The organism is Myceligenerans indicum (assembly GCF_016742955.1).
In the GTDB taxonomy this organism is placed as follows: Bacteria; Actinomycetota; Actinomycetes; order Actinomycetales; family Cellulomonadaceae; genus Myceligenerans; species Myceligenerans indicum.
In genome coordinates this window covers 38,684-62,922 of record NZ_JABBYC010000006.1, presented here as the reverse complement: position 1 = coordinate 62,922, position 24,239 = coordinate 38,684, and the positions used below count along the sequence as shown (strand labels likewise).

The following is a 24,239-nucleotide window of genomic DNA, read 5'->3' as shown; positions in this document are numbered from 1 at the left end:
GAGACACGAGTACCGATGACCGAACCTCGACCGTTGCGCGTCGCCCTGCTCGGTTGCGGAGTCGTCGGCACCCAGGTCGCCAAGACGCTCCTGTACGACCAGGAGGACCTCTCCGCACGTGTCGGCGCACCGCTGGAGATCGCCGGTATCGCGGTGCGCAACGCCGACGCGCCGCGCGACATCGCGATCCCGCGTGAGCTGTTCACCGAGGACGCCGAGACCCTGGTCGACGAGGCCGACGTCGTGGTCGAGCTGATGGGCGGCCTGGAGCCGGCGCGAACCCTGCTGCTGCGTGCCATCGAGGGTGGGGCCGCCGTCGTCACGGCGAACAAGGCACTCCTGGCCGACGACGGTCCGTCGCTCTACCAGGCGGCCGACGCGGCCGGTGTGGACATCCACGGCGAGGCGGCCGTCGCCGGCGCGATCCCGATCGTGCGGCCCCTGCGCGAGTCCCTCGCGGGCGACGACATCACGCGTGTGCTCGGTATCGTCAACGGCACCACCAACTACGTCCTCGACCAGATGTCGAGCCACGGCCTCGAGCTCGATGTCGCCGTGAAGCAGGCACAGGAGCTGGGGTACGCCGAGGCGGACCCGACCGCCGACGTCGAGGGGTACGACGCCGCGGCCAAGGCCGCGATCCTCGCCAGTCTCGCCTTCCACACCCGGGTCCGGATGAAGGACGTCGCGTGCGAGGGCATCTCCGGTGTCACGGCGGAGGACGTGGAGTGGGCCGATCGGACCGGCTACTGCGTGAAGCTGCTGGCGATCGCCGAGCGGACGTCCGAAGGCGTCTCCGCGCGCGTACACCCGGCGCTCGTGCCGAAGGACCACCCGCTGGCGAACGTCCGCGGAGCGTTCAACGCGGTGTTCGTCGAGGCCGACGCTGCCGGCCCGTTGATGTTCTACGGCCAGGGAGCCGGCGGTCGTCCGACGTCGTCGGCCGTGCTGGGCGACATCGTCTCCGCGGGACGGCACCGGGTGCTCGGCGGCAAGGGCCCGCAGGAGTCGACGTACGCGGCCCTGCCGGTGCTGCCGCAGGATGCGGCGGTCACCCGCTACCAGGTGCGTCTCGAGGTCGCCGACCGTCCCGGCGGGCTCGCCGAGGTCGCGGGCGTGCTCGGTGACCACGGTGTCTCGATCGAGACCGTCAGCCAGACCGCTGCCACCAGCGGCAGCGCCACGCTCGTCCTCACGACGCACGCCGCGCGAGAGGCTTCACTGGCGGCCACGGTCGCCGCGGTGGACGGACTCGAGTCCGTCCGCCGGATCATGTCGGTCCTGCGAGTCGAGGGATGAAGATGACCGTCGCTGCCCCCACCGCCCACCAGTGGCGCGGTGTGATCCACGAGTACGCCGACCGGCTCCCCGAGCACCTCACGAGCCATGTCGTGACGCTCGGCGAGGGCGGCACGCCGCTGATCCCCGCCCCGGCGATCGGTGACCGCGTGGGCGCCGAGGTGTACGTCAAGTTCGAGGGCATGAACCCGACCGGCTCGTTCAAGGACCGGGGGATGACGACGGCGATCTCCGCCGCGGCCGCCCGGGGCGCGAAGGCCGTGGTGTGCGCCTCCACGGGCAACACCTCGGCGTCGGCCGCCGCGTACGCCACGCGGGCCGGGATGACGTGCGCGGTGCTCGTGCCGGACGGCAAGATCGCCATGGGGAAGCTGAGCCAGGCCATCGCGCACGGTGCCCAGTTGCTGCAGGTGGACGGGAACTTCGACGACTGCCTGGTGGCGGCGCGGAAGCTGGCCGAGGCCTACCCGGTCGAGCTCGTGAACTCCGTCAACCCGGACCGTATCGAGGGGCAGAAGACGGCGGCGTTCGAGGTGGTCGACGCGCTCGGGGACGCGCCGGACATCCACGTCCTGCCGGTGGGGAACGCGGGGAACATCACGGCCTACTGGAAGGGTTACACCGAGTACGCCGATCCCTCCGCGGGGCCCGTGGGGGCGTCGCGCACCCCGGCGATGTGGGGGTATCAGGCGGCCGGCGCCGCGCCGATCGTCAAGGGCCACCCGGTGGACCAGCCGGAGACGGTGGCCACCGCGATCCGCATCGGAAACCCGGCCTCGTGGCAGCAGGCGATCGATGCCCGGGACACGTCCGGCGGCGTGATCGAGGCGGTGTCCGACGACGAGATCCTCGCCGCGCACCGGATCCTGTCCGCCGAGGTCGGCGTGTTCGTGGAGCCGGCCTCCGCCGCCGGTGTGGCGGGTGTGCTGTCCCGTGCCGCGCGCGGGCTCGTGCCGGCTGGTGCACGGATCGTGATCACCGTGACGGGACACGGGCTCAAGGACCCGGGCTGGGCCCTGCGCACGCCCGACGGCGGCGAGGTCGCGCCCACGAAGGTGGGCGCGGACGTCGTCACCATCGCCGCGGCGCTCGGTCTCGACTGAGGACATGTTCACCGGGCGCCCCGCTCCGGGCGAGCGCCGCCCCCTCGACCGACGGACCTGAATGATCCAGAAGGCAGACCAGATGCAGCTCGGTGCCGACCACGTGGTGGTCCGGGTGCCCGCGACGAGCGCCAACCTCGGGCCGGGGTACGACGCGCTGGGGCTCGCGCTCGCGGTCCATGACGAGGTCGAGGTGCGCCTCGTCGCGGCCGACGAGGTGATCGTCGACGTCGAGGGAGAGGGTGCGGGCGAGGTCCCGCTCGGCGAGGACCACCTCGTGGTGCGTGCCCTGCGCCGGACGCTGGACCTCGCGGGTGCCACGCCCACCGGGATCCACATGACGTGCCGCAACGTGATCCCGCACGGGCGTGGCATGGGGTCGTCGTCGGCCGCGGTGGTCGCCGGCATCGTGGCGGCGCGTGCCCTTCTGGCGGACCCGCGCGCCGTCGACGCCGCGACCGTGCTCCGGCTCGCCACCGAGTTCGAGGGGCACCCCGACAACGCCGCCCCGGCCATCGCCGGTGGGGCCACGGTGGCATGGACCGGACACGAGGGGCCGCGCGCCGTCGACCTGGAGGTGGACCCCGCGATCGAGGCGACCGTGATCGTGCCGGAGGCGCGCCTGGAGACCTCGCGCGCCCGCGCCGCGCTGCCGGCGAAGGTCGACCATGCCGACGCGGCGTTCACCGTCGGCCGGGCGGCGCTGCTCGTCGAGGCTCTGGCCCGCCGGCCGGAGCTCCTGCTGGAGGCGACCGAGGACCGGCTGCACCAGTCGTACCGGGGAGAGGTGCTGGGGGCCTCGAGCGAGCTCCTGCGTTCGCTGCGCGCGGAAGGACTGGCGGCGACGATCTCGGGTGCGGGACCCTCGGTGCTCGTCCTCTCCGACCGCCAGGACGCGGCGCGGCGGGATGCCGTGATCTCCTCGGTCGTCGACGAGTCGGCGGGATGGCGCGTACTGCACCCGGGAATCGACACCGCGGGTGCGAGGGCGAGGAGACTTTCGGGTCACTCGGATGCGTTATCGTCCGTGCCGGCGACTCGGGAAAAAAGGGCCTGAGTTTCCGGATACCAAGCCTTGACGAGGTGGTAGGATGCAGTGAGCCTTTCGGGATTGAAAGCGGCATCATGTGAGTCATCACGCCGCGAACCCGTGAGCAAGGCCGAACCACCACCGCCCACACTGTGTTCGTGTGCGCGAGTTCGTTCAGCCGCCGCATCTCAGGCCGACAACTGCCCCCGTCAGCCGACGTCGTACCACTGATGCGAGGTTTTCAGCGCCCGTTCTCATCTGGGTGCACCGCCGATGTGGCCTCCCAGAAGCAGGCCGCAGTTCCGAGGGGGAAGGGTCCTTCGTGACAGACACCACCGATAACGCCAAGCCGGCTAGCGGCGCGCTGAGCGCCATGCGCCTGGCAGAGCTTCAGTCGCTCGCCTCTGAGCTCGGCGTCAAGGGCATCTCGAAGATGCGCAAGAGCGATCTTGTCGAGGCCATTCGAACCACCACTGGTGAGCCCGTCTCCGGTGCCGGCGCAACGTCGCGTCGTCGACCCGCGCAGAAGAGCGCGCCGAAGAAGGCCGGCGCGCAGAAGCAGACGGAGTCCACGGCTCCCGTCGCGGCCGCAGCGGCCGCCCCCGTGACAGCAGCCGTCGCGCCCGCCACGGCGAGCGCGACCACCGATTCCGCCGCGGCCCCGTCGACCGGCGAGGACCGTGCCGCTCGGCTCGCCGAGCTCGCGGAGGCCGTCGCGCAGCCGCGTTCGCGCCGCGCGGGTCGTGACCAGGGCGCGCCCGCCGAGGAAGGCCAGGGGGACGGCGAAGCCGGCGGTCGCCAGGGCCAGGGCCGTCAGCCCAAGCAGGACCGCTCGGGCAACGCGCCCGGCCGGGACGGCGGAGCCCGTGAGGCCGGAGGACGTGACGGAAGCGGGCGCGAAGGCGGCGGCCGCGGCGACTCGCGCCGGGACAACCGCCAGCGTGACAACGGTCCCCGCAACGAAGGCCCGCGCGCCGACGGCAACCGGGACGACGAGCGCGGCTCGCGCCGTCGCCGGGGCCGGGACCGCGGGCGGGACCGCAAGCGTCGCGGCCGCGGTCAGGGCCCGGACATGGACCTGGAGAACGTCGAGGTCACCGAGACCGACGTGCTGCTGCCCGTGGCAGGCATCCTCGACATCCTGGACAACTACGCGTTCGTCCGGACGTCGGGCTACCTCGCCGGACCCAACGACGTGTACGTCTCGCTGAACCAGGTGAAGAAGGCCGGTCTGCGCCGCGGCGACGCGATCACCGGCGCCGTGCGCCAGCCCCGTGAGGGCGAGGAGCCGCCGTCGGGCAAGAACGCGCGGAACAAGTTCAACGCGCTCGTCCGCCTGGACACGGTCAACGGCATGACTCCGGACGAGGCGAAGGGGCGCGCGGAGTTCAACAACCTCACGCCGCTGTACCCGCAGGAGCGTCTGCGCCTGGAGAACCCCGAGGCCTCGAAGCTCACGCCGCGGGTGATCGACATCGTCGCCCCGATCGGTAAGGGCCAGCGCGGTCTGATCGTCGCGCCGCCCAAGGCCGGCAAGACGCTGATGATGCAGCAGATCGCCAACTCGATCACCAGCAACAACCCCGAGGTCCACCTCATGGTGGTGCTCGTGGACGAGCGGCCGGAGGAAGTCACCGACTTCTCGCGGTCGGTGCAGGGCGAGGTCATCTCCTCGACGTTCGACCGCCACGCCTCGGACCACACCCTGGTCGCGGAACTCGCCATCGAGCGGGCCAAGCGCCTCGTGGAACTGGGGCAGGACGTCGTCGTGCTGCTGGACGGGATCACCCGCCTGAGCCGTGCGTACAACCTGGCGGCCCCCGCCTCCGGGCGCATCCTGTCCGGTGGTGTGGACGCCGCCGCGCTGTACCCGCCCAAGAAGTTCTTCGGCGCCGCGCGCAACATCGAGCACGGTGGTTCGCTGACGATCCTCGCCACCGCTCTCGTCGAGACCGGTTCCAAGATGGACGAGGTCATCTTCGAGGAGTTCAAGGGCACCGGGAATATGGAGCTGCGGCTCTCGCGTTCCCTCGCCGAGAAGCGCATCTTCCCGGCGATCGACGTCAACGCGTCGAGTACCCGGCGTGAGGAGATCCTCATGTCGAAGGAGGAACTCTCGATCGTCTACAAGCTGCGCCGCGTCATGGGTGCACTCGACACGCAGCAGGCCACCGAACTGCTGCTCGGCAAGCTCAAGGAGCACCGGACCAACGTCGAGTTCCTCATGGAGGTGCAGAAGACGACGCCGGGCAAGCTGACGGACGAGCGGCCCGGCGAGACGGTCTGATCGACGAGTTCCGCGTCACTCACACGACCGCGGCACCCGCGAGGGTGCGGCGGTCTGGCAGAATAGATCCTCGGCCCGCCGCTTCACGGCCCGCAGACAGCGGGGCGACCCGGCGGCCTCAGATCAAGGAGCATCCATGAAGTCTGGTATCCACCCCGAGTACGTGGTCACCGAGGTGACCTGCACCTGTGGGAACACGTTCGTGACGCGCAGCACCGAGACGTCCGGCAAGATCAGCGCCGACGTGTGCAGCGCCTGCCACCCGTTCTACACGGGCAAGCAGAAGATCCTCGACACCGGTGGCCGTGTGGCCCGGTTCCAGGCGCGCTACGGCAAGAAGACCGCCAAGTAGCACCCACGCAGCGCCGGCGGTCCCGCACCGACAACCTCTCCAGGGGCAGTCGGATCGTGGGACCGCCGGCGCTGCTGTTCGTTCGGACGACGCCAACTGACCAGGCCGAGGAGCCACGACATGACCGAGCAGTTCTCCGCCGTCGGACCGCTGCTCGAGGAGCACGCCGAGATCGAGCGAGCGCTGGCGGACCCCGCGGTGCACGCCGATCAGGGGCGTGCGCGCAGCCTGGGGCGGCGGTACGCCGAGCTCAACCAGGTGGTGTCGGCGCACCGTGCCTACCAGCGGGCACGTGACGACCGCGAGACGGCGGAGGAACTGGCCGCGCTCGACGACGGCGGTGAGCCCGAGTTCGCCGAGGCGCTCCCCTCGCTGCGGGCGGCGGAGAAGGAAGCCGCCGAACGGCTGCGTCGCGTCCTGATCCCGCGTGACCCCGACGACGGGCGCGACGTCATTCTCGAGATCAAGGCCGGTGAGGGCGGCGACGAGTCCGCTCTGTTCGCGGGCGACCTCCTGCGCATGTACCTCCGCTTCGCGGAGCGTCGTGGCTGGTCCACCCAGGTGCTCGACGAGAACCGTACCGAGCTCGGCGGCTACAAGGACGTGCAGGTGGCGATCAAGGCCAAGGTCGTCGAGGACCCGTCCGAGGGCGTCTGGGCCAACCTCAAGTACGAGGGCGGCGTACACCGGGTCCAGCGCGTCCCGGTCACGGAGTCCCAGGGGCGCATCCACACTTCGGCGGCGGGCGTCCTGGTCTTCCCCGAGGTGGATGACCCCGGCGAGATCGAGATCGACCAGAACGACCTGCGCATCGACGTGTACCGCTCCTCGGGTCCCGGCGGGCAGTCGGTCAACACCACCGACTCCGCGGTTCGCATCACGCACGAGCCCTCCGGGATCGTCGTGTCGATGCAGAACGAGAAGTCGCAGCTGCAGAACCGCGAGGCCGCGATGCGCGTCCTGCGGGCACGGCTCCTGGCCGCACGGCAGGAGGCGGCCGCCGCCGAGGCAGCCGACCTGCGTCGCTCCCAGGTGCGTACCGTGGACCGGTCCGAGCGGATCCGGACGTACAACTTCCCGGAGAACCGGATCGCGGACCATCGCACCGGCTACAAGGCCTACAACCTGGACCACGTCCTGGACGGGGACCTGGAGCCGGTCGTCCGGTCCGCGATCGACGCGGACGAGGCGGCGCGGCTCGCGGAGGCGGGCGACGTATGAGCCGTGCCCCGCGCTCCGCCACGCCCTGCGGGAACCGCACCGCACCGCAGACGGTGCCGGCCCGCTCGTCCACCCCCGCGCTCCGATGATCGCCACCGAACGGCTGATCGCCGGAGCGGCGCAGGTCCTGTCCGACGCCGGCGTGGCGTCCCCGCGTGTCGACGCCGAGCTGCTCCTGGCGCACGTCCTCGGAGTCGACCCCGGCGAGGTACGTCGTCGCGCGATTCTCGGTACGCCCGTGCCCGACGACGCCCGGTCCCCGTTCGACGCTCTCGTCTCCCGGCGCGCGGCCCGGGAGCCGCTGCAACATCTGACCGGCGTCGCTCACTTCCGCCATCTGGAACTGGCCGTCGGGCCGGGCGTCTTCGTCCCCCGGCCCGAGACGGAGCAGGTCGCCCAGGAGGCGATCGACGAGGCATGCCGACTCGTCCGGGAGCCGGCCCCCGGGGTGGGGGATCCGCCGGGCTCCCGTCCGCCCGTCGTCGTCGACCTCTGCACCGGGTCCGGCGCCGTGGCGCTGTCCGTCGCGACCGAGGTCCCCGGCAGCCGGGTACATGCCGTGGAGCTGGACGCCCGAGCGCACGAATGGGCGGCCCGCAACATCGCCGGGTGCGCGGCCGGGCTCGTGCGCCTCGTGCGTGGTGACGCGCGCACGGCGCTGCGCGAGCTGGACGGCGCGGTCGACGTCGTCGTCTCCAACCCGCCGTACGTGCCGTCCGACGCGGTGCCGCGGGACCCCGAGGTGGCTGCCCACGATCCTGCGGTCGCGTTGTACGGGCTCGGCGCGGACGGGCTCGAGGTGCCGCGGGGCATCGTCGCGGCCGCGGCGCGCCTGCTGCGCCCCGGCGGGCTGTTCGTCATGGAACACGCAGAGGTCCAGGCCGCGGAGGCGCGCGCGATGGTCGACCGGACCGGCGCGTTCGCGCCCGCCGTCACCCGGGAGGACCTCACCGGGCGGCCCCGTATGGTCGTGGCCCGGAGGACCACTCGGGACGAATCCACCCCCGGATCGTGAAAGACTGAGGCTCGTGACCGTACCTGCACGTCCCACGCTCGATGCTACGAACCCGCAGACCTGGGGACCGGCGATCGACGAGGCGGTCAACGCGATCGCGCGCGGCAGTCTCGTGGTGCTGCCGACCGACACCGTCTACGGCATCGCGGCCGACGCCTTCGACGCCGAGGCCGTCGCCGCCCTCCTCGCCGCCAAGGGCCGGGGCCGGCAGATGCCACCGCCCGTGTTGATCGGCGACGTCGCCACCCTCGACGGGCTCGCCACCGAGGTTCCCGACGACGCCCGGCGGCTGGCCGAGGCGTTCTGGCCGGGCGGCTTCACGATCATCCTGAGGTCCCAGCCGTCCCTGCAGTGGGACCTGGGGGAGACGCACGGGACGGTGGCGCTGCGCATGCCCGACCACCCGGCGGCCCTCGCGCTCCTGCGGCGCACAGGCCCGCTGGCCGTGTCGAGCGCGAACCTCTCCGGCAGGCCGGCGGCGGTCGACGTCGACGACGCGCGCGAGCAGCTCGGCGACTCGGTGTCCGTCTACCTCGACGGCGGGGCGGCCCCCGGTGGCACGGCGTCGACCATCGTCGACGCCACGGGCGAAAAACTGCGCGTGGTACGGTCCGGAGCCGTCGGGTCGGAGGCGTTGCGCGAGGTGGCGCCCGTGCTGGGCCTGGAGGAAGACGCGTGAGGGTGTACCTGCTGCTGATGCTCGTGGCCGCCGCGGTCACGTTCCTGACCACGCCCGCCGCGCGGTGGGTGGCGATGCGGACCTCGGCCATCTCGGCGGTGCGCGCCCGCGACGTGCACTCGGTGCCGACGCCGCGTGCCGGTGGTCTGGCGATCATGCTCGGGATCGTCGTGGCGGTGCTCCTGGCCTCGCGGATGCCGTTCCTCGAGGGCGTCTTCGAGGATCGCCAGGTGTTCGGCATCGTGGGCGGGGCGCTCATCGTGTGCGCCCTCGGCTGGGCCGACGACATCTGGGACCTGGACTGGCTCACGAAGCTCGCCGGCCAGGTGCTCGCCGCCGGCTTCATGGCGTTGAACCAGGTCCAGCTCGTCACCCTCCCCACACCCGGCGGCCTGACCATCCCGTCGTCGCGGCTGTCGCTGATCGCCACCGTCCTGGTGGTCGTGATCGCGATGAACGCGGTGAACTTCGTGGACGGGCTGGACGGGCTGGCCGCGGGGATCATCGCCATCGGTGGCACGGCCTTCTTCCTGTACACCTACCGTCTGACGGCTGAGGACACGCCCGACAACTACGCGTCGCTCGCCGCCCTGATGATGGCCGTGCTGGTGGGTGTGTGCGTAGGCTTCCTGCCGCACAACTTCTTCCCGTCCCGCATCTTCATGGGCGACAGCGGGTCGATGGTGCTGGGACTCGTGATGGCGGGAGCCGCGATCACGGTGACCGGCAACATCAAGCCCGACGTGATGACGGGCGCCGCCGCGATCCCGGCGCTGTTCCCGCTGCTGCTGCCCGTCGCGGTGATCATGCTGCCGCTGACCGACATGGCCATGGCCGTGGTGCGGCGGCTGGCCGCCGGGAAGTCGCCGATGGCCCCGGACCGGCTGCACCTGCACCACCGGATGCTCGCTCTCGGTCACTCGCACCGCCGCGCCGTGCTCATCCTGTACGTGTGGACGGCCGTCTTCGCCTTCGGCGCCGCGGCCCTGGTGGAATGGGACTGGCGGATCGTCATGTCCTGCACGGCGGCGGCGGTCCTCCTGGCGATCGTGGTGACGATGGGCCCGCTGCGGAACCGGGGCCGTTTCCTGGACGACGACGCCGCGCTGGAGCAGGCAGGCCACGGCTCGGCGATGGCCGGCCGCCCGGCCGCGCCCCGCCCACGGGCCGGTGCCGGCCTCGGACCGCACGCGCCGCAGAACAACGAGGAGAGTCATGCCTGAGACGAGTGCCGAACCCCAGGGGCCGGAGCGCGCCGTCCTGCGATCAGCGCTGCGCGACGGGGGACTGCTGGTGGCCGGCCTGGTCGTGGTCGGCGGCCTCGTCGGTCTGGCGACGGCGGGTCTGCCGGGCCTGCTCGGTGCGCTGGCCGGCGGCGTCGTCGTCGCCTTCTTCTGCGGCACCACCGTGTGGTCGATGTGGGCGAGCGTCGGAAAGCCACCGGCCACCATGGCCGGGTACGTCATGGGGAGCTGGCTCGCAAAGATGGCGGTGCTCTTCCTCGCCCTCCTGGCTCTGCGCGGGGTGATCGACGGGATGCCCGCGGCCGCCCGGTTCGTGGTGCTCGGCGTCGTGGCGCTCGGTGCCGTCGGATCGGCGCTGCTGGACTACCGGGCCGTGCGCAACGGCCGGGTTCCGTACGTCGACGGCTGACGGTGCCGCGCAGCTGCCGGAGCCCTGCCGGCCGGCAGCCGTCCGACCTGGAGTGATCCCCATGGTGTCGGCACAGCGACATGACAAGCCATGCGCGATTCGTCACAAGCGGCCAATCCACCGGCCTAGGACGCCCTGAAGACGCTAAACATGAGTTAGGCTACTCGCGAATCCATGACGGCCAGGCCCGATGGTGCGCCCGTACCGCCAATCGCGGTTGCCTTGCGCGCCGGGCCTTCAGACCACCGGGAGTCATCCTGTCCACGTTTGCGACGTCCATGATCCTCGCCGCCGCAGAGGGCCACGAGGGTGAGAGCGGCTTCCACGCGCCGTCCATCGCGGACTTCTTCCCCCCGGCGATCCTGTTCGAAGGCACACCGTTCGAGCTGAACCGGGTGATGCTCGTCCGGTTCATCGCCGTAGCCGCCCTGATGCTGGTGTTCGTCATCGCCGCCCGGCGTGCGACGGTCGTGCCGGGACGCTTCCAGACGGCCGTGGAGTTCGTCCTGGAGTTCTGCCGCAAGTCGATCGCGTTCGAGATCCTCGGTGAGGAGCGCGGCCGCAAGTACGTCCCGATCGTGACGACGATCTTCTGCGCGATCCTCTTCTTCAACCTCACCGGCGTCATCCCGGGCCTGAACATCGCCGGAACGGGCGTGATCGGCCTGCCGATCGTCTTCGCCCTGTGGGTGTACATCACCTACCTCTCGGCCGGTGTCCGGGAGCACGGCGTCGGGGGCTTCCTGAAGAACAGCCTGTTCCCCCCGGGTGTGCCCGCGCCGCTGTACATCCTGCTGACCCCGGTGGAGATCCTGCAGGTCTTCCTCCTGCGCCCCGCCACGCTCGTCATCCGGCTCCTGGCGAACATGATCGCCGGCCACCTGCTGCTCGCCCTCTGCTTCGCCGCCACGCACTTCCTGCTGCTGGAGGCCCAGGGGGGCATGAAGGTGTTCGGTGTGGTCACCTTCGCGGGTGGCTTCGCCTTCACCCTCCTGGAGCTCTTCGTCGCGGTGCTTCAGGCGTACGTGTTCGCGATCCTCGCTGCCGTGTACATCAACATGTCGGTCGAGTCGGAGCACTGACCCAGACCCTCGAGTCCCGGCGGGACGGCCACCACGGTTCGTCCCGCCATACAGTCGTTCGATCCTGAATCAAGTTACGAGACGCCCGGCCAACACCGGACGGGCGCCCAACGGAAGGAAATCCAGTGGACGTCACCACCCTCGCCGCAGTCGATGGCAGCATCGCGACCGTCGGTTACGGCCTTGCGGCCATCGGCCCGGGCGTCGGCCTCGGCATCCTGTTCGGCAAGACGATCGAGGGCATGGCTCGCCAGCCCGAGATGTCCGGCCAGCTGCGTACCACCATGTTCATCGGTCTGGCGTTCATCGAGGTGCTCGCGCTGCTGGGCCTCGTGACGCCGTTCTTCCTGTGACGGAGCCGGCCATGAAGGTCCTGAACAGCACACTGTTCGCCGCGGAGGATGCGGCGGAGCCCAACCCGCTGCTCCCGGAGACGTACGACATCGTGTGGTCCGCGGTGATCGTCGTGATCATCGCCGTGGTCTTCACGCGCTACGTGCTGCCCAAGTTCCAGGCGGTGCTCGACGAGCGCAGCGCACAGATCGAGGGCGGGATCAAGAAGGCCGAGCAGGCACAGGCACAGGCGGACAAGGCCGTCGAGGAGCAGGAGCGCCTGCTCGTCGAGGCCCGCACCGAGGCTGCGCAGGTGCGCGAGGAAGCTCGTGCCGAGGGCGCGGCCATCATCAAGGAGCTCAAGGCCAAGGCGAACGACGAGGCGGCACGGATCACGGAGACCGCGCACCGGCAGATCGAGGCCGAGCGTCAGTCGGCCTCGGTGTCCCTGCGCTCCGAGGTCGGTGCGCTGGCGACGGACCTCGCGTCCAAGATCGTCGGCGAGTCGCTCGAGGACTCCGCACGCCAGTCGCGCGTCGTGGACCGTTTCCTCGACGAGCTCGACGCCGCCGAGGGCGCCGTGCCTGCCGGAAGCTCGAAGGAGGCGTGATGCGGGGAACGAGCGGAGCATCCCTGGCGGCGGCGCAGGAGCGGTTCGAGCCGGTCCTGCGGGCCGCGGGTGCGGACGCCCTCGCGCTCGGCGAGCAGTTGTTCGCCGTGGTCGAGGCGCTGGACGAGTCGGGCGCACTGCGCCGCTCGCTCTCCGACCCGTCCCGTGCCGGCGAGGACAAGGCCGCCCTGGTGGCCGGTCTGCTGGGCCGCTTCGACGGGCGCGTGGTCGACCTGCTCTCGGGCATGGTCCGGTCGCGCTGGTCCAGCGAGGCCGACCTGGTGGACGGCATCGAACGGCTGTCCGTGGACGCGACACTGGCTGCGGCCGAGGCACGCGGCGCGCTCGAGACCGTCGAGGACGAGCTGTTCCGGGTGACCCGGGTGCTCGTCGGGCAGCGCGAGGCACGCCACGCGCTGTCGGACAGCTCGACCGCGCCCGCGCGGCGGCGCGCCCTGGTCGACGCGCTGCTGGGCGGCAAGGTCGACCCGGTGACGCAGGAGCTCGCCCAGCGGGCGACGGTGCACCCTCGGGGTCGTCGCTTCGTGCCGACCCTCACCTGGTACGGCGAGGCCGCGGCGGAGCGTCGTCAGCGACTCGTCGCCATGGTGACCTCGGCGACGGTGCTGACCCACGCCCAGGAGCAGCGCCTCGGTGCGATCCTGGAACGGTCGTACGGCCGTGCCGTGCAGCTGAACGTCACCGTCGACCCCGTGGTCGTCGGAGGCTTGCGCATCCAGGTCGGCGCCGACGTCGTCGACTCCACCGTCCTGTCGCGCCTGGCGGACGCGCAGCGTCGCCTGGCCGGTTGACGTGGAGGTGCAGCGCAGGGTGGGGGGCGAGGCACGAGCCGCCCGCCCGGAGCGGAACCGAGACCGAAGCCGAGATTCGGGACAGCTGAATCACGTGAGTACAACCCTTCCGCCGCGCCCGACCGCGGCACGACAGGAGAAGAGCAATGGCTGAGCTGACGATCCGGCCGGACGAGATCCGTGCCGCGCTGGACAGCTTCGTGAAGTCCTACGAGCCCGACGCCGCGGCGGCCGAGGAGGTGGGCCGCGTCGTCTTCGCCGCCGACGGCATCGCGCGCGTCGAGGGTCTGCCCGGCGCGATGGCCAACGAGCTGCTGCGCTTCGAGGACGGCACGCTCGGCCTCGCGCTGAACCTGGACGTTCGCGAGATCGGTGTGGTCATCCTCGGTGAGTTCACCGGCATCGAGGAGGGCCAGGAGGTCCGCCGCACGGGTGAGGTTCTCTCGGTCCCGGTGGGCGAGGGCTACCTCGGCCGCGTCGTGGACCCGCTGGGCAACCCGGTCGACGGTCTCGGCGAGATCGCGACGGAGGCTCGCCGCGCCCTGGAGCTGCAGGCTCCCGGCGTCATGCAGCGCAAGTCGGTGCACGAGCCGCTGCAGACCGGTATCAAGGCGGTCGACTCGATGATCCCGATCGGCCGCGGTCAGCGTCAGCTGATCATCGGCGACCGGCAGACCGGCAAGACGGCGATCGCGGTCGACACGATCATCAACCAGAAGTCCAACTGGGAGTCGGGCGACCCGTCCAAGCAGGTTCGCTGCATCTATGTCGCCGTCGGCCAGAAGGGTTCGACGATCGCCTCCGTGCGCGGTGCGCTCGAAGAGGCCGGTGCGCTGGAGTACACGACGATCGTCGCGGCCCCGGCGTCCGACCCGGCGGGCTTCAAGTACCTCGCCCCGTACACCGGCTCGGCCATCGGCCAGCACTGGATGTACAGCGGGAAGCACGTCCTGATCATCTTCGACGACCTGTCCAAGCAGGCCGAGGCCTACCGCGCCGTGTCGCTGCTGCTGCGCCGTCCGCCGGGCCGCGAGGCGTACCCCGGTGACGTCTTCTACCTGCACTCCCGCCTGCTCGAGCGCTGCGCCAAGCTCAGCGACGACCTGGGCGCGGGGTCGATGACCGGCCTGCCGATCATCGAGACCAAGGCGAACGACGTCTCGGCGTACATCCCGACGAACGTCATCTCCATCACGGACGGCCAGATCTTCCTGCAGTCCGACCTGTTCAACGCCGACCAGCGCCCGGCGGTCGACGTCGGTATCTCGGTCTCCCGAGTCGGCGGTGACGCGCAGGTCAAGGCGATGAAGAAGGTCTCCGGAACCCTGAAGCTGGAGCTGGCGCAGTACCGCTCGCTCGAGGCGTTCGCGATGTTCGCGTCCGACCTCGACGCGGCCTCGCGCGGTCAGCTGCAGCGCGGTGCGGCGCTCATGGAGCTGCTCAAGCAGCCCCAGTACTCGCCGTACCCGGTCGAGGACCAGGTCGCCTCCGTGTGGGCCGGTACCAAGGGCAAGCTGGACGATGTCCCGATCGAGGACATCAAGCGGTTCGAGTCGGAGATGCTGGACCACCTGCGCCGCAAGTCCGACGTCCTGCAGAAGATCGCCGAGACGGGCAAGTGGGACGACGAGACCGAGGCTGCCCTGCAGGCCGGTGTCGACGAGTTCCGCGCCGCCTTCGTCAAGAGCGACGGCGTGGCCCTGGTCGGTGGCGGTGACGGCCAGCCCGTCGACGTCGAGCAGGAGCAGATCGTCGTCTCGAAGAAGGCCTGAGACATGGCCGGAGGCTCCCAGCGCATCTACAAGGCGCGGATCAAGTCGACGCAGTCGCTGAAGAAGATGTTCCGTGCCCAGGAACTCATCGCGGCGTCGCGCATCGGCAAGGCCCGTGCACGGACCGCCGCGGCGGCTCCCTACGCCACCGCGGTCACGCGTGCCCTCTCGGCGGTGTCGGCGCACACGATCGTCGACCACCCGCTGACGAGGGAGCGCAAGCAGCCCACGGGCCGTGTCGCGGTCCTGGTGGTCGCGTCCGACCGCGGTATGGCGGGTTCGTACTCGGCGTCGATCATCCGCGAGACCGAGCGGCTCATCGACCAGCTCCAGGCCGACGGCAAGGAGGTCGTGCTGTACGCGGCCGGCCGGCGTGCCATCGCCTACTACTCGTTCCGCGGGCGTGACCTGGCGGGCGAATGGTCCTACGGTTCGGACGCCCCGACCACGGAGGTCTCGGACGAGATCGCCGACGCGCTCCTGGGTGCCTTCCTGGCACCCGCCGAGGAGGGCGGGGTCGACGAGCTGCACGTGGTGTCGACGCAGTTCGTGAACATGGTGACGCAGCGGCCGCGCGTCGTGCGGATGCTGCCGATCGAGATCGTCGAGGGCGTGACCGTTCCTGGCGAGGACCAGATCCTGCCGCTGTACGACTTCGAACCGTCCCCCGATGCCGTGCTCAGCGCCCTGCTGCCGCGGTACGTGCGGGCGCGGATCTTCGCGATCCTGCTCGACGCCGCGGCATCCGAGCTGGCGGCCCGCCAGCGTGCCATGCACACGGCGACCGACAACGCGGAGGACCTGATCCGCACGTACACGCGCCTGGCGAACCAGGCGCGCCAGGCTGACATCACCCAGGAGATCAGCGAGATCGTCTCGGGTGCCGACGCCTTGGCATCCGCCTGAACCCGACCCCCGCCGGAGGACCCTCCGGCCCACCGAAGCGAGGCAAGCAATGACCGCCACCACCGTGGAAGCCACGGTCGATCACACCAGCGGCGCCGGCACCGGCCGGGTCGCCCGTGTGACCGGCCCTGTCGTGGACATCGAGTTCCCCGAGGACGCGATTCCCGACATCTACAACGCGCTCACCACCGAGATCGACCTGTCGACCCAGGGCGAGGGCGAGGAGACCTTCACGCTCACGCTCGAGGTCGCCCAGCACCTCGGCGACTCGCTCGTGCGTGCCATCGCCCTGAAGCCGACCGACGGCCTCGTGCGCGGCGCGGCCGTGACCGACACGGGCTCGCCGATCAGCGTCCCCGTCGGTGACGTCACCAAGGGCAAGGTCTTCAACGTCACGGGTGACGTGCTCAACCTCGCCGAGGGCGAGAAGTTCGAGGTGACCGAGCGCTGGCCGATCCACCGCACGGCCCCGGCCTTCGACCAGCTCGAGTCCAAGACTCAGATGTTCGAGACGGGCATCAAGTCGATCGACCTGCTCACCCCGTACGTGCAGGGTGGAAAGATCGGTCTGTTCGGCGGTGCGGGCGTCGGCAAGACGGTCCTCATCCAGGAGATGATCCAGCGTGTGGCGCAGGACCACGGCGGTGTGTCCGTGTTCGCCGGCGTCGGTGAGCGCACGCGTGAGGGCAACGACCTCATCCACGAGATGGACGAGGCGGGTGTCTTCGACAAGACGGCGCTCGTGTTCGGCCAGATGGACGAGCCGCCGGGCACGCGTCTGCGGGTCGCGCTGTCGGCCCTGACGATGGCGGAGTACTTCCGCGACGTGCAGAAGCAGGACGTGCTGCTCTTCATCGACAACATCTTCCGCTTCACGCAGGCGGGCTCGGAGGTCTCCACGCTGCTCGGCCGTATGCCGTCCGCCGTGGGCTACCAGCCGAACCTCGCCGACGAGATGGGCCTCCTGCAGGAGCGCATCACCTCGACGCGCGGACACTCCATCACGTCGCTGCAGGCCATCTACGTGCCCGCGGACGACTACACCGACCCGGCGCCGGCCACCACGTTCGCCCACCTCGACGCGACGACCGAGCTCTCCCGTGAGATCGCGTCGAAGGGTCTGTACCCGGCGATCGACCCGCTGACGTCGACGTCGCGCATCCTCGACCCCCGCTACGTGGGCGAGGAGCACTACGAGGTGGCGACCGAGGTGAAGTCGATCCTGCAGCGCAACAAGGAGCTGCAGGACATCATCGCGATCCTCGGTGTGGACGAGCTGTCGGAGGAGGACAAGACGCTGGTCGCGCGTGCGCGCCGCATCCAGCAGTTCCTCTCGCAGAACACCTACATGGCCGAGAAGTTCACCGGTGTGGTCGGTTCGACCGTGCCGCTGAGCGAGACCATCGAGGCGTTCAAGAAGATCGCGGCCGGCGAGTTCGACCACATCGCCGAGCAGGCCTTCTACAACATCGGTGGCCTCGAGGACCTCGAGCGCAACTGGGCCAGGATTCAGAAGGAGTACGGCGCCTGAGGCACCGTGCCCCGTACGGGACGCCGCCGGGCCGATGCCCGGCCCGGCGGCGCCCCGCCCGTACTATCGAGAGGGAGGCCCTGAATGGCTGAGCTGAGCGTGGACCTCGTGGCGGCGGACCGCAAGGTCTGGTCCGGCAGTGCCAGGGCGGTCGTCGCGCCGTCGGTCGAGGGCGAGATCGGTATCCTGGCGAACCACGAGCCGCTGCTTGCTGTGCTGCGGCCCGGTACGGTCACCGTACGCACGGACGACGGCGTGGCCCTGGAGGCGAAGGTCGACGGCGGGTTCGTCTCCATGGACGAGAACCTGGTCACGATCGTCGTCGACGAGATCGAGCAGGTCTGAGGGAGGGGCGGTGCCGGGCGTCGTATGGATCGCGCTGGCGATCGTCGTCACGATCGCACTGGTCCTCGGCCTGGGTGCGTCCCGCCTGCGGACCCTCTCCCGCCGGGTCGGGTCCTTCTCCTGCAACGCCCGCGCGTCCGGGCAGGATGCCTGGACCGCCGGGATCGCGCAGTATGCCGTTGGCCGGATCGAGTGGTGGCGCTGCTGGTCCCTCTCTCCTCGGCCGGCGCGCACGTGGTATCGCGAACAGCTCGAACTGGTCGGCCGTGAGCCGTTCGACGACGACGGCCCCGGGCACTATCTCGTCCGGTGCCGGTACGAGGGTCTGGACTTCGAGCTGGACCTGGCCGCGGGCGACTACTTCGGGCTCGCCTCGTGGCTCGAAGCCGCCCCGCCGGGCCGCCGCGACCTGGTTCTGTAGCGCTGGCCCTGTGTTCGCCGAGGTAGTAGCTTCCCCGTGGAGTCTGCTGCCTCGGCGTTCTCGCACCATGCGGCCGGGTCGTGGATCCTGGCCGCCATCTCCGGTTCCCACCTGCTGAGGAGAATCCTTGCGTCTCGTCGTCGCCGACTGTTCCGCCCGGTACACGGGGCGGCTCACCGCTCACCTGCCGCTCGCGACACGGCTGATCGTCGTGAAGGCCGACGGGAGTGTGCTGCTGCACTCCGACGGCGGCTCCTACAAGCCGCTGAACTGGATGAGCCCACCGTGCACGATGACGGAGGCGGACCCGGGCGAGGCGGCGGCGGAGCGCGGCGTGGCCCGCGTCTGGACCGTGCAGCACAAGAAGTCCGACGACCGTCTCGAGATCGACCTTCACGCCGTGCACCACGACTCGGCGCACGAGCTCGGCGTGGATCCCGGCCTGGTCAAGGACGGCGTCGAGGCCCACCTGCAGGAACTGCTCGCCGACCAGATCGGTCTGCTCGGTGAGGGAAGCACGCTGATCCGGCGGGAGTACATGACGGCGATCGGTCCGGTCGACATCCTGGCCCGGGACCCGGAGGGTGCCACGGTGGCCGTCGAGATCAAGCGGCGCGGTGAGATCGACGGCGTCGAGCAGCTCACCCGATACCTGGAACTGCTGAACCGCGACCCGCTGCTCGCCCCGGTCCGCGGTGTCTTCGCCGCCCAGGAGATCAAGCCTCAGGCACGGGTACTGGCGAACGACCGCGGCATGGACTGCCTGACGTTGGACTACGACGCCATGCGCGGCGCCGACGACCCGACCTCACGGCTGTTCTGAGCGGTCCGAGCGCAAGGGACCGCAGGGTCCGGGCGCAGCGTGTGCGCAAACTTGCGGGCCATGCCCCGAACTGGGGCAGGATGGGGCCATGCCGGAGAACTCCATGGTCGTCCTGCGCGGACGAGTGGTCCTGCCCGAGGCGATGATCGACGACGGTGTCGTGATGGCGCGGGGAGATCGCCTGGCCTTCGTCGGCTCGGCCGCCCAGGCCCGTGACGCCGGTCTGGAGGCGCAGCTCGGCCAGGCGCCGTCGTCGTACGACTACGTGCTCCCGGGCCTGGTGGACATCCACAACCATGGTGGGGGAGGCGTCGGTTTCCCCGACGCGACCAGCGCCGGCGAGGCGCTCCGTGGCGTCCTCGAGCACAGGCGGCACGGGACGACGACGATGCTCGCCTCCCTCGTCACCGCGGACCCGGAGACCCTGCGCGCCCGGATGGAGATGCTCGCGGACCTTGCCGACGCGGGCGAGATCGCGGGAATCCATGCCGAGGGGCCCTTCCTGTCGTACGAGCGGCGTGGGGCTCACAACCCTGCCCACCTGCGGGACGGCGACGCGCAACTCGTCCACGAGCTCGCCAAGGCCGCACGCGGCCACCTGGCGACGATGACGGTGGCCCCGGAGGTCCCGGGTGTCGCGGGTCCGGGTGGCGCGGCGACAGCGCTCATCGAGGCGGGCGTCATCCCGTCGCTCGGGCACACGGACGGCACGACCGAGGCGGCCGAGGCGCTGATCTCCCAGGTCACCGCCGGCCTGCGGCTGGCCGCGAACGTGGCCGGGACCGTCGGCCACCGCGAGATGACCGCCACCCACCTGTTCAACGGCATGCGGCCGCTCCACCACCGCGCCCCGGGGCCGGTGGCGGCCTGCTTCGCCGCCGCGGCGCGTGGCGATCTCGTCGTCGAGCTCATCGGCGACGGTGTCCACCTCGACCCCGCCACGGTGCGCACCGTGTTCGGGACGGTCGGCGCGGACCAGGTGGCCCTGGTCACGGACGCGATGGCCGCCGCCGGCATGGCGGACGGCTCCTACGACCTGGGCCCGATGCCGGTGAGCGTGCGGGACGGGGTGGCTCGGATCGCCGACCCCGATGCTCCTGACGGGGGTCCGATCGCCGGAGGCACGGCCCATCTGATCGATGTCCTGCGCCACACCGTCGCGGCGGGCGTCCCTCTCCCGGACGCGGTCCGTTCCGCGTCCGCCGTGCCGGCTCGGGTGCTCGGGCTGAACCGCGAGCTGGGTGCTCTCGCCCGGGGGCTGCGCGCCGACGTCGTCGTGGCGGACGAACAGCTGCGGCCTCGGAGGGTCCTGCGCGGGGGCGTCGACGTCCCCAGGTGATGTCCCGCCCACGTTCCGCCGGTGTCGCTCCCGCGCACCGGCATCGCTCCCGCGCACCGGCATGGCTCCCGCGCACCGGCATCGCTCGGGCGCACCGGCATCGCTCGGGCGCACCGGCATCGCTCGGGCGGTCGGCACCCGGCAACATCGCCCTGTTAGCGTGCGGGCCATGACGAAACGTTTCGAGCCGGGCAGCACGGTGGTGCGCCGCGAGATCATGCGCGGCGAGCCGTGGATCGCGATCCCGCAGATCTGTGTGCACGACGACGGCGACCTGCTGGTGACCTACACGCCTGGTGGAGCGCGCTTCGGCTATCCGGAGTCGGGGACGTTCCCGGTCGGCGAGCACCCGTGGAAGCTGGCGGGCAGCACGTACTGGTGGGGGCACGGGAGGCTGGAACTGCATTGGGCCGGTGTCGAGCACTCGCTCTTCCTCTTCTGGGAGGGCGCCGAGCGCGAGTTCCAGGGCTGGTACTTCAACCTGGAGGACGCCCCGCGACGCACCCCGATCGGCTTCGACACCCTCGACCACGAGTTGGACGTGTGGTGGGCCGCCGACGCCGAGACCTACGAGTTCAAGGACGTCGAGGACTTCGAGACGACGGGACCGGCCCGCTATCCCGGCCGCATGGAGCAGATCCGGGCCGAGGGCGCCCGGATCGCGGCTCTGCTGGACGCCCGAGACCACTGGTGGGACAAGGCCTGGGCGGACTGGACCCCGGACGCGTCCTGGACCGCGCCGGACCTCCCCGCCAACTGGGCGACGGTCCCGTTCGAGGCCCGGTGAGCGGGATCGGGGCCGCCACCGGGCGTCAGGACGGGGCCGTTGCCTCCTCGTGGACGGTGAGGGAGGTCAGCAGGCTCGGTGTCCCCGCGGAGGGTCCGGCCGCCAGAGTGTAGTCGCCGGCCTGGACCCGCAGCCGACCGGCCGTCTCGTCCCAGACCGCGAGGCGGTCCACGTGCAGTGGCACCACGACGCCGCGCGTCTCGCCCGGTAGCAGGCGTGCCCGCGCGTGGCCCAGCAGCAGCCGCCGGGGTGTCTCGACCGGTGCCCCGGACAGGCCCCGCGAGTAGACCTGGACCAGTTCCTCGGCCGGCCGGTCCGAGTCGTTGCGGACGGTGACCGTCGCCGTGTGCTCCTCGACGCGCGGGCCGTCGCCGTCCCGGGCTGCTCGCGGCTCGGGCGCGGGCCCGCCGCCCGCTGCTGCGCCGGACGGGGAACCCTGGGCGGGGGACACCCGGAACCCCGTGTACGCGACGTTCGCGTACCCCAGGCCGTGCCCGAACCAGAACGCGGGCTCTCCCTCCAACCAGCGGTAGGTCTGCCCCTGGGCCCGCACGTCGTAGTCGAACAGGTCGCCCGCCTGCTCGCTGGTCGCGGGCCAGGTCTGTGCGAGCCGCCCGTACGGTTCGCTGTCCCCGGACAGCACGTCCACCAGCCCGTGTCCCAGTTCCTGCCCGGCGTGGCAGGTCCACACCACGGCCCGGGCGTCGTCGTACGACCCGTCCAGCACGTAGGGGTAGGAGGAGATCACCACCAGCACCGACGCCGGGTTGGTGTCGCGGGCGGCGCGCCACAGCCTGCGCATCGGTTCCGGGAGCGGCAGCGAGGGGCGGTCCTCGGTCTCACGTCCCAGCAGGTGCGGGTCGTTGCCCACGGCGACCAGCACGGCATCGGCCCCGTTCGCGGCGCGGGCCACGTCGTCGGCTCCCGTGTACAGCGTCTCCCACGCGAACCGTGTGGCGTCCTCGGGGCGTGTCGCATCGGCCACCAGTGCGCCCATGCCGCGCTGCACCCGTAGCCAGCGCCCGCTGCCGACGTGCTGCAGCGCCCACGCGCCGCTGACGTCGAGCCGCCGGAACGACTCCTGCACCACCCAGCCGCCCACGCGGTCCGCATCGGCGGTCACGATCCAGTCGGCCCCGGTCAGCAGCCTGCCCGAGGCCACCGATCGCAGCGTGAGCAGGCCCTCGCTCCAGTCGGTCACGTCGAACCACGTGTCGAAGGTCGCCTCGGTGGCGCAGGCCGTCACGGTCCCGTCGGCCTCCACGGACACCAGCACGTCCGGATCGAGCGCCCGGAGCGCCACACGGTCGGCACCCGTGACCACGTCGACCTGCACCTCCGCCCACCGTTCCCGGACCGCGTCCGCGAGGGTGACCGTGTAGGGCGGCGTGCCCGAGTACCAGTCCGTGAGCACCTGGTCGGCGTGGGGGCCGACGACGGCGATCCGCGCGGGCGTTCCGGGACCACCGGCATCGCCCGCCGTGGCATCGCCCTCCGTGGCGGCGTCCTCCGTGGCAGTGCCCCTCGTGGCAGTCTCCCGGGTGACGGCGTCCCGGGTGACGGCGTCCCGCGGTGGCCGGGGGAGCGACCCTCCCCGGGGCGTGCTCAGCGGCAGCAGCCCGTCGTTGCGCAGCAGCACGACGCACCGTGCCGCCGCCTCGCGCGCCAGGAGCCGATGCTCCGGCAGGTCGATCGCCTCGGGGCCGATGGTCCGGTACGGGTCGGCGCCCGCGAGTTCCGGGGAGTCCAGTTCTCCCGTCCGGATCCGCAGCTCGATCAGCCGCAGGGCTGCGACGTCCACGTCGTCCCAGGTCATCAGCCCCGCCCCCAGCGCCTCGCGCAGCCGTTCCAGGGTCACGGAGGCGTCCTGGTCGTGGTCCGTGAACGAGTCCACACCGGCCCGCACCATGGCGGCGTGCCCGGCGGCGTGGTCCGGGAACGCGCGCTGCACGGTGACGAGAAAGCTGGGGGCGCCGGCGTCGGACACGACGGCCAGGGAGCCCGGCGCCGCCTCCCGCAGCCGTGCGATCAGGTCCCCGGCGATATGCGCGGGCACCCCGTTCACCCGGTTGTAGGACGGCATCACCGCTCCGGCCGCTCCGGCCCGGACCGGTCCGAGGTAGCAGGGCAGCTCGTACTCGTGCAGGCTGCGCGGGTCCAGGTTGGACGACGTCGCCGCGCGGTCGGTCTCGTTCCCGTAGCCGAGGAAGTGCTTGAGCGTGGGGACGGTCTTCCAGACCCGCGCGTCGTCGCCCTTCAGGCCCTGGCAGTAGGAGGTCGCGAGGGACGCGACCAGCCATGGTTCCTCGCTGTACCCCTCTTCACCGCGTCCCCAGGCGGGATGCCGCAGCGGATTCACCACGGGGGCCCACACGTTGAGGCTCACTCCGGCGTCCTGGGCGTGCCTCGCCCGGACCTCGGTCGACACCGCGTCGCCGATCCGGCGCAGCAGGTCGGCGTCCCAGGTGGCGCCCATTCCCACGGGCTGGGGGAACACGGTGGCGGCGCCGAGCCACGCGAGGCCGTGCAGCGCCTCGTTCCCGGTGTGGAAGGCGGCGATTCCCAGCCGGTCGACGGGCGGCTGGTGCTGGTGCAGCAGGGCGAGGCGTTCCTCGGGCGTGAGGCGCGCCAGCAGGTCACGGGCGCGGTCGGGAAGGGCGGACCGCGGGTCACGGAACAGGGGCGAGGCAGGCACGACGTCGTGCTCCTTCCGCTCGAATCGGTTCAACGGTGAGGATACCCGCAAGGATTGATATGTCCACCTTTCTCCCCTATTCTCGGCGATAACGACTTGTTGAAGCGCTTCGACAACAGTGTGACGGGAACCGGTTACCCGCTA

At 71.1% G+C, this 24,239-nt stretch carries 23 protein-coding genes; 22 read left to right on the top strand and 1 reads right to left on the bottom strand.

The window, feature by feature from the left end:
* The first annotated feature begins 15 nt into the window (after positions 1 to 15).
* From HGK34_RS06020 to HGK34_RS05915, 22 genes are all read left to right on the top strand, one after another.
* Positions 16 to 1,299: a homoserine dehydrogenase gene (locus HGK34_RS06020; RefSeq protein ID WP_201845677.1), complete on the top strand. Its 1,284-nt coding sequence runs from the start codon at positions 16 to 18 to the stop codon at positions 1,297 to 1,299.
* A gap of 2 nt (positions 1,300 to 1,301) precedes the next feature.
* Complete coding sequence (gene thrC, locus HGK34_RS06015) at positions 1,302 to 2,402, top strand: threonine synthase (protein WP_201845676.1); 1,101 nt, start codon at positions 1,302 to 1,304, stop codon at positions 2,400 to 2,402.
* A gap of 82 nt (positions 2,403 to 2,484) precedes the next feature.
* A complete protein-coding gene (thrB, locus tag HGK34_RS06010) occupies positions 2,485 to 3,459 on the top strand; it encodes a homoserine kinase (protein ID WP_201845746.1) in 975 nt (324 codons plus the stop codon).
* A 295-nt stretch (positions 3,460 to 3,754) separates the two neighbouring features.
* Complete coding sequence (rho, locus tag HGK34_RS06005; RefSeq protein ID WP_201845675.1) at positions 3,755 to 5,719, top strand: transcription termination factor Rho; 1,965 nt, start codon at positions 3,755 to 3,757, stop codon at positions 5,717 to 5,719.
* A gap of 136 nt (positions 5,720 to 5,855) precedes the next feature.
* A complete protein-coding gene (gene rpmE, locus HGK34_RS06000; RefSeq protein WP_201845674.1) occupies positions 5,856 to 6,071 on the top strand; it encodes a 50S ribosomal protein L31 in 216 nt (71 codons plus the stop codon).
* A 120-nt stretch (positions 6,072 to 6,191) separates the two neighbouring features.
* Positions 6,192 to 7,292 (top strand): peptide chain release factor 1, encoded by a 1,101-nt coding sequence (gene prfA, locus HGK34_RS05995; protein WP_201845673.1) that lies wholly within the window; start codon positions 6,192 to 6,194, stop codon positions 7,290 to 7,292.
* A gap of 85 nt (positions 7,293 to 7,377) precedes the next feature.
* Entirely contained in the window at positions 7,378 to 8,307 is a 930-nt protein-coding gene (gene prmC / locus HGK34_RS05990) for a peptide chain release factor N(5)-glutamine methyltransferase (protein ID WP_201845672.1), read from the top strand.
* A 13-nt stretch (positions 8,308 to 8,320) separates the two neighbouring features.
* The gene (locus tag HGK34_RS05985; RefSeq protein WP_201845671.1) at positions 8,321 to 8,986 is read left to right on the top strand and encodes an L-threonylcarbamoyladenylate synthase; all 666 of its coding nucleotides are present in this window, start codon (positions 8,321 to 8,323) and stop codon (positions 8,984 to 8,986) included.
* A complete protein-coding gene (locus HGK34_RS05980) occupies positions 8,983 to 10,209 on the top strand; it encodes an MraY family glycosyltransferase (RefSeq protein ID WP_201845670.1) in 1,227 nt (408 codons plus the stop codon). The genes HGK34_RS05985 and HGK34_RS05980 overlap by 4 nt, the downstream gene beginning before the upstream one ends.
* Positions 10,202 to 10,639, top strand: a complete 438-nt coding sequence (locus tag HGK34_RS05975) for a Cg1360 family ATP-synthase-associated protein (RefSeq protein ID WP_201845669.1) — start codon at positions 10,202 to 10,204, stop codon at positions 10,637 to 10,639. Before HGK34_RS05980 ends, HGK34_RS05975 begins: the two co-directional genes overlap by 8 nt.
* Positions 10,640 to 10,917: 278 nt before the next feature.
* Positions 10,918 to 11,721 carry a F0F1 ATP synthase subunit A gene (gene atpB / locus HGK34_RS05970; protein ID WP_201845668.1) on the top strand — a complete coding sequence of 268 codons (804 nt, stop codon included), beginning with the start codon at positions 10,918 to 10,920 and terminating at the stop codon, positions 11,719 to 11,721.
* 125 nt (positions 11,722 to 11,846) lie between these two features.
* Complete coding sequence (gene atpE, locus HGK34_RS05965; RefSeq protein ID WP_201845667.1) at positions 11,847 to 12,074, top strand: ATP synthase F0 subunit C; 228 nt, start codon at positions 11,847 to 11,849, stop codon at positions 12,072 to 12,074.
* An 11-nt stretch (positions 12,075 to 12,085) separates the two neighbouring features.
* Positions 12,086 to 12,664, top strand: a complete 579-nt coding sequence (locus HGK34_RS05960; protein WP_201845666.1) for a F0F1 ATP synthase subunit B — start codon at positions 12,086 to 12,088, stop codon at positions 12,662 to 12,664.
* Positions 12,664 to 13,476: a F0F1 ATP synthase subunit delta gene (locus HGK34_RS05955; RefSeq protein WP_201845665.1), complete on the top strand. Its 813-nt coding sequence runs from the start codon at positions 12,664 to 12,666 to the stop codon at positions 13,474 to 13,476. Before HGK34_RS05960 ends, HGK34_RS05955 begins: the two co-directional genes overlap by 1 nt.
* 146 nt (positions 13,477 to 13,622) lie before the next feature.
* Complete coding sequence (atpA, locus tag HGK34_RS05950; protein ID WP_201845664.1) at positions 13,623 to 15,248, top strand: F0F1 ATP synthase subunit alpha; 1,626 nt, start codon at positions 13,623 to 13,625, stop codon at positions 15,246 to 15,248.
* Between the two features lie 3 nt (positions 15,249 to 15,251).
* Positions 15,252 to 16,154, top strand: coding sequence for a F0F1 ATP synthase subunit gamma (locus HGK34_RS05945; protein WP_201845663.1), 903 nt, complete (start codon positions 15,252 to 15,254; stop codon positions 16,152 to 16,154).
* A gap of 49 nt (positions 16,155 to 16,203) precedes the next feature.
* Entirely contained in the window at positions 16,204 to 17,685 is a 1,482-nt protein-coding gene (gene atpD / locus HGK34_RS05940) for a F0F1 ATP synthase subunit beta (RefSeq protein WP_201845662.1), read from the top strand.
* Between the two features lie 84 nt (positions 17,686 to 17,769).
* Positions 17,770 to 18,030, top strand: a complete 261-nt coding sequence (locus tag HGK34_RS05935; RefSeq protein ID WP_201845661.1) for a F0F1 ATP synthase subunit epsilon — start codon at positions 17,770 to 17,772, stop codon at positions 18,028 to 18,030.
* A gap of 10 nt (positions 18,031 to 18,040) precedes the next feature.
* Positions 18,041 to 18,451, top strand: a complete 411-nt coding sequence (locus tag HGK34_RS05930; RefSeq protein ID WP_201845660.1) for a DUF2550 domain-containing protein — start codon at positions 18,041 to 18,043, stop codon at positions 18,449 to 18,451.
* 127 nt (positions 18,452 to 18,578) lie between these two features.
* Positions 18,579 to 19,274 carry an endonuclease NucS gene (nucS, locus tag HGK34_RS05925; RefSeq protein WP_201845659.1) on the top strand — a complete coding sequence of 232 codons (696 nt, stop codon included), beginning with the start codon at positions 18,579 to 18,581 and terminating at the stop codon, positions 19,272 to 19,274.
* An 88-nt stretch (positions 19,275 to 19,362) separates the two neighbouring features.
* Positions 19,363 to 20,613: an N-acetylglucosamine-6-phosphate deacetylase gene (locus tag HGK34_RS05920; RefSeq protein ID WP_201845658.1), complete on the top strand. Its 1,251-nt coding sequence runs from the start codon at positions 19,363 to 19,365 to the stop codon at positions 20,611 to 20,613.
* A gap of 169 nt (positions 20,614 to 20,782) precedes the next feature.
* Positions 20,783 to 21,400, top strand: a complete 618-nt coding sequence (locus HGK34_RS05915) for a ribonuclease FAU-1 family protein (RefSeq protein ID WP_207193248.1) — start codon at positions 20,783 to 20,785, stop codon at positions 21,398 to 21,400.
* A 25-nt stretch (positions 21,401 to 21,425) separates the two neighbouring features.
* On the opposite strand, the gene HGK34_RS05910 is transcribed toward HGK34_RS05915, so the two are convergent.
* Positions 21,426 to 24,128, bottom strand: a complete 2,703-nt coding sequence (locus HGK34_RS05910; RefSeq protein ID WP_207193247.1) for a glycoside hydrolase family 3 C-terminal domain-containing protein — start codon at positions 24,126 to 24,128, stop codon at positions 21,426 to 21,428.
* Between the last annotated feature and the right edge of the window lie 111 nt (positions 24,129 to 24,239).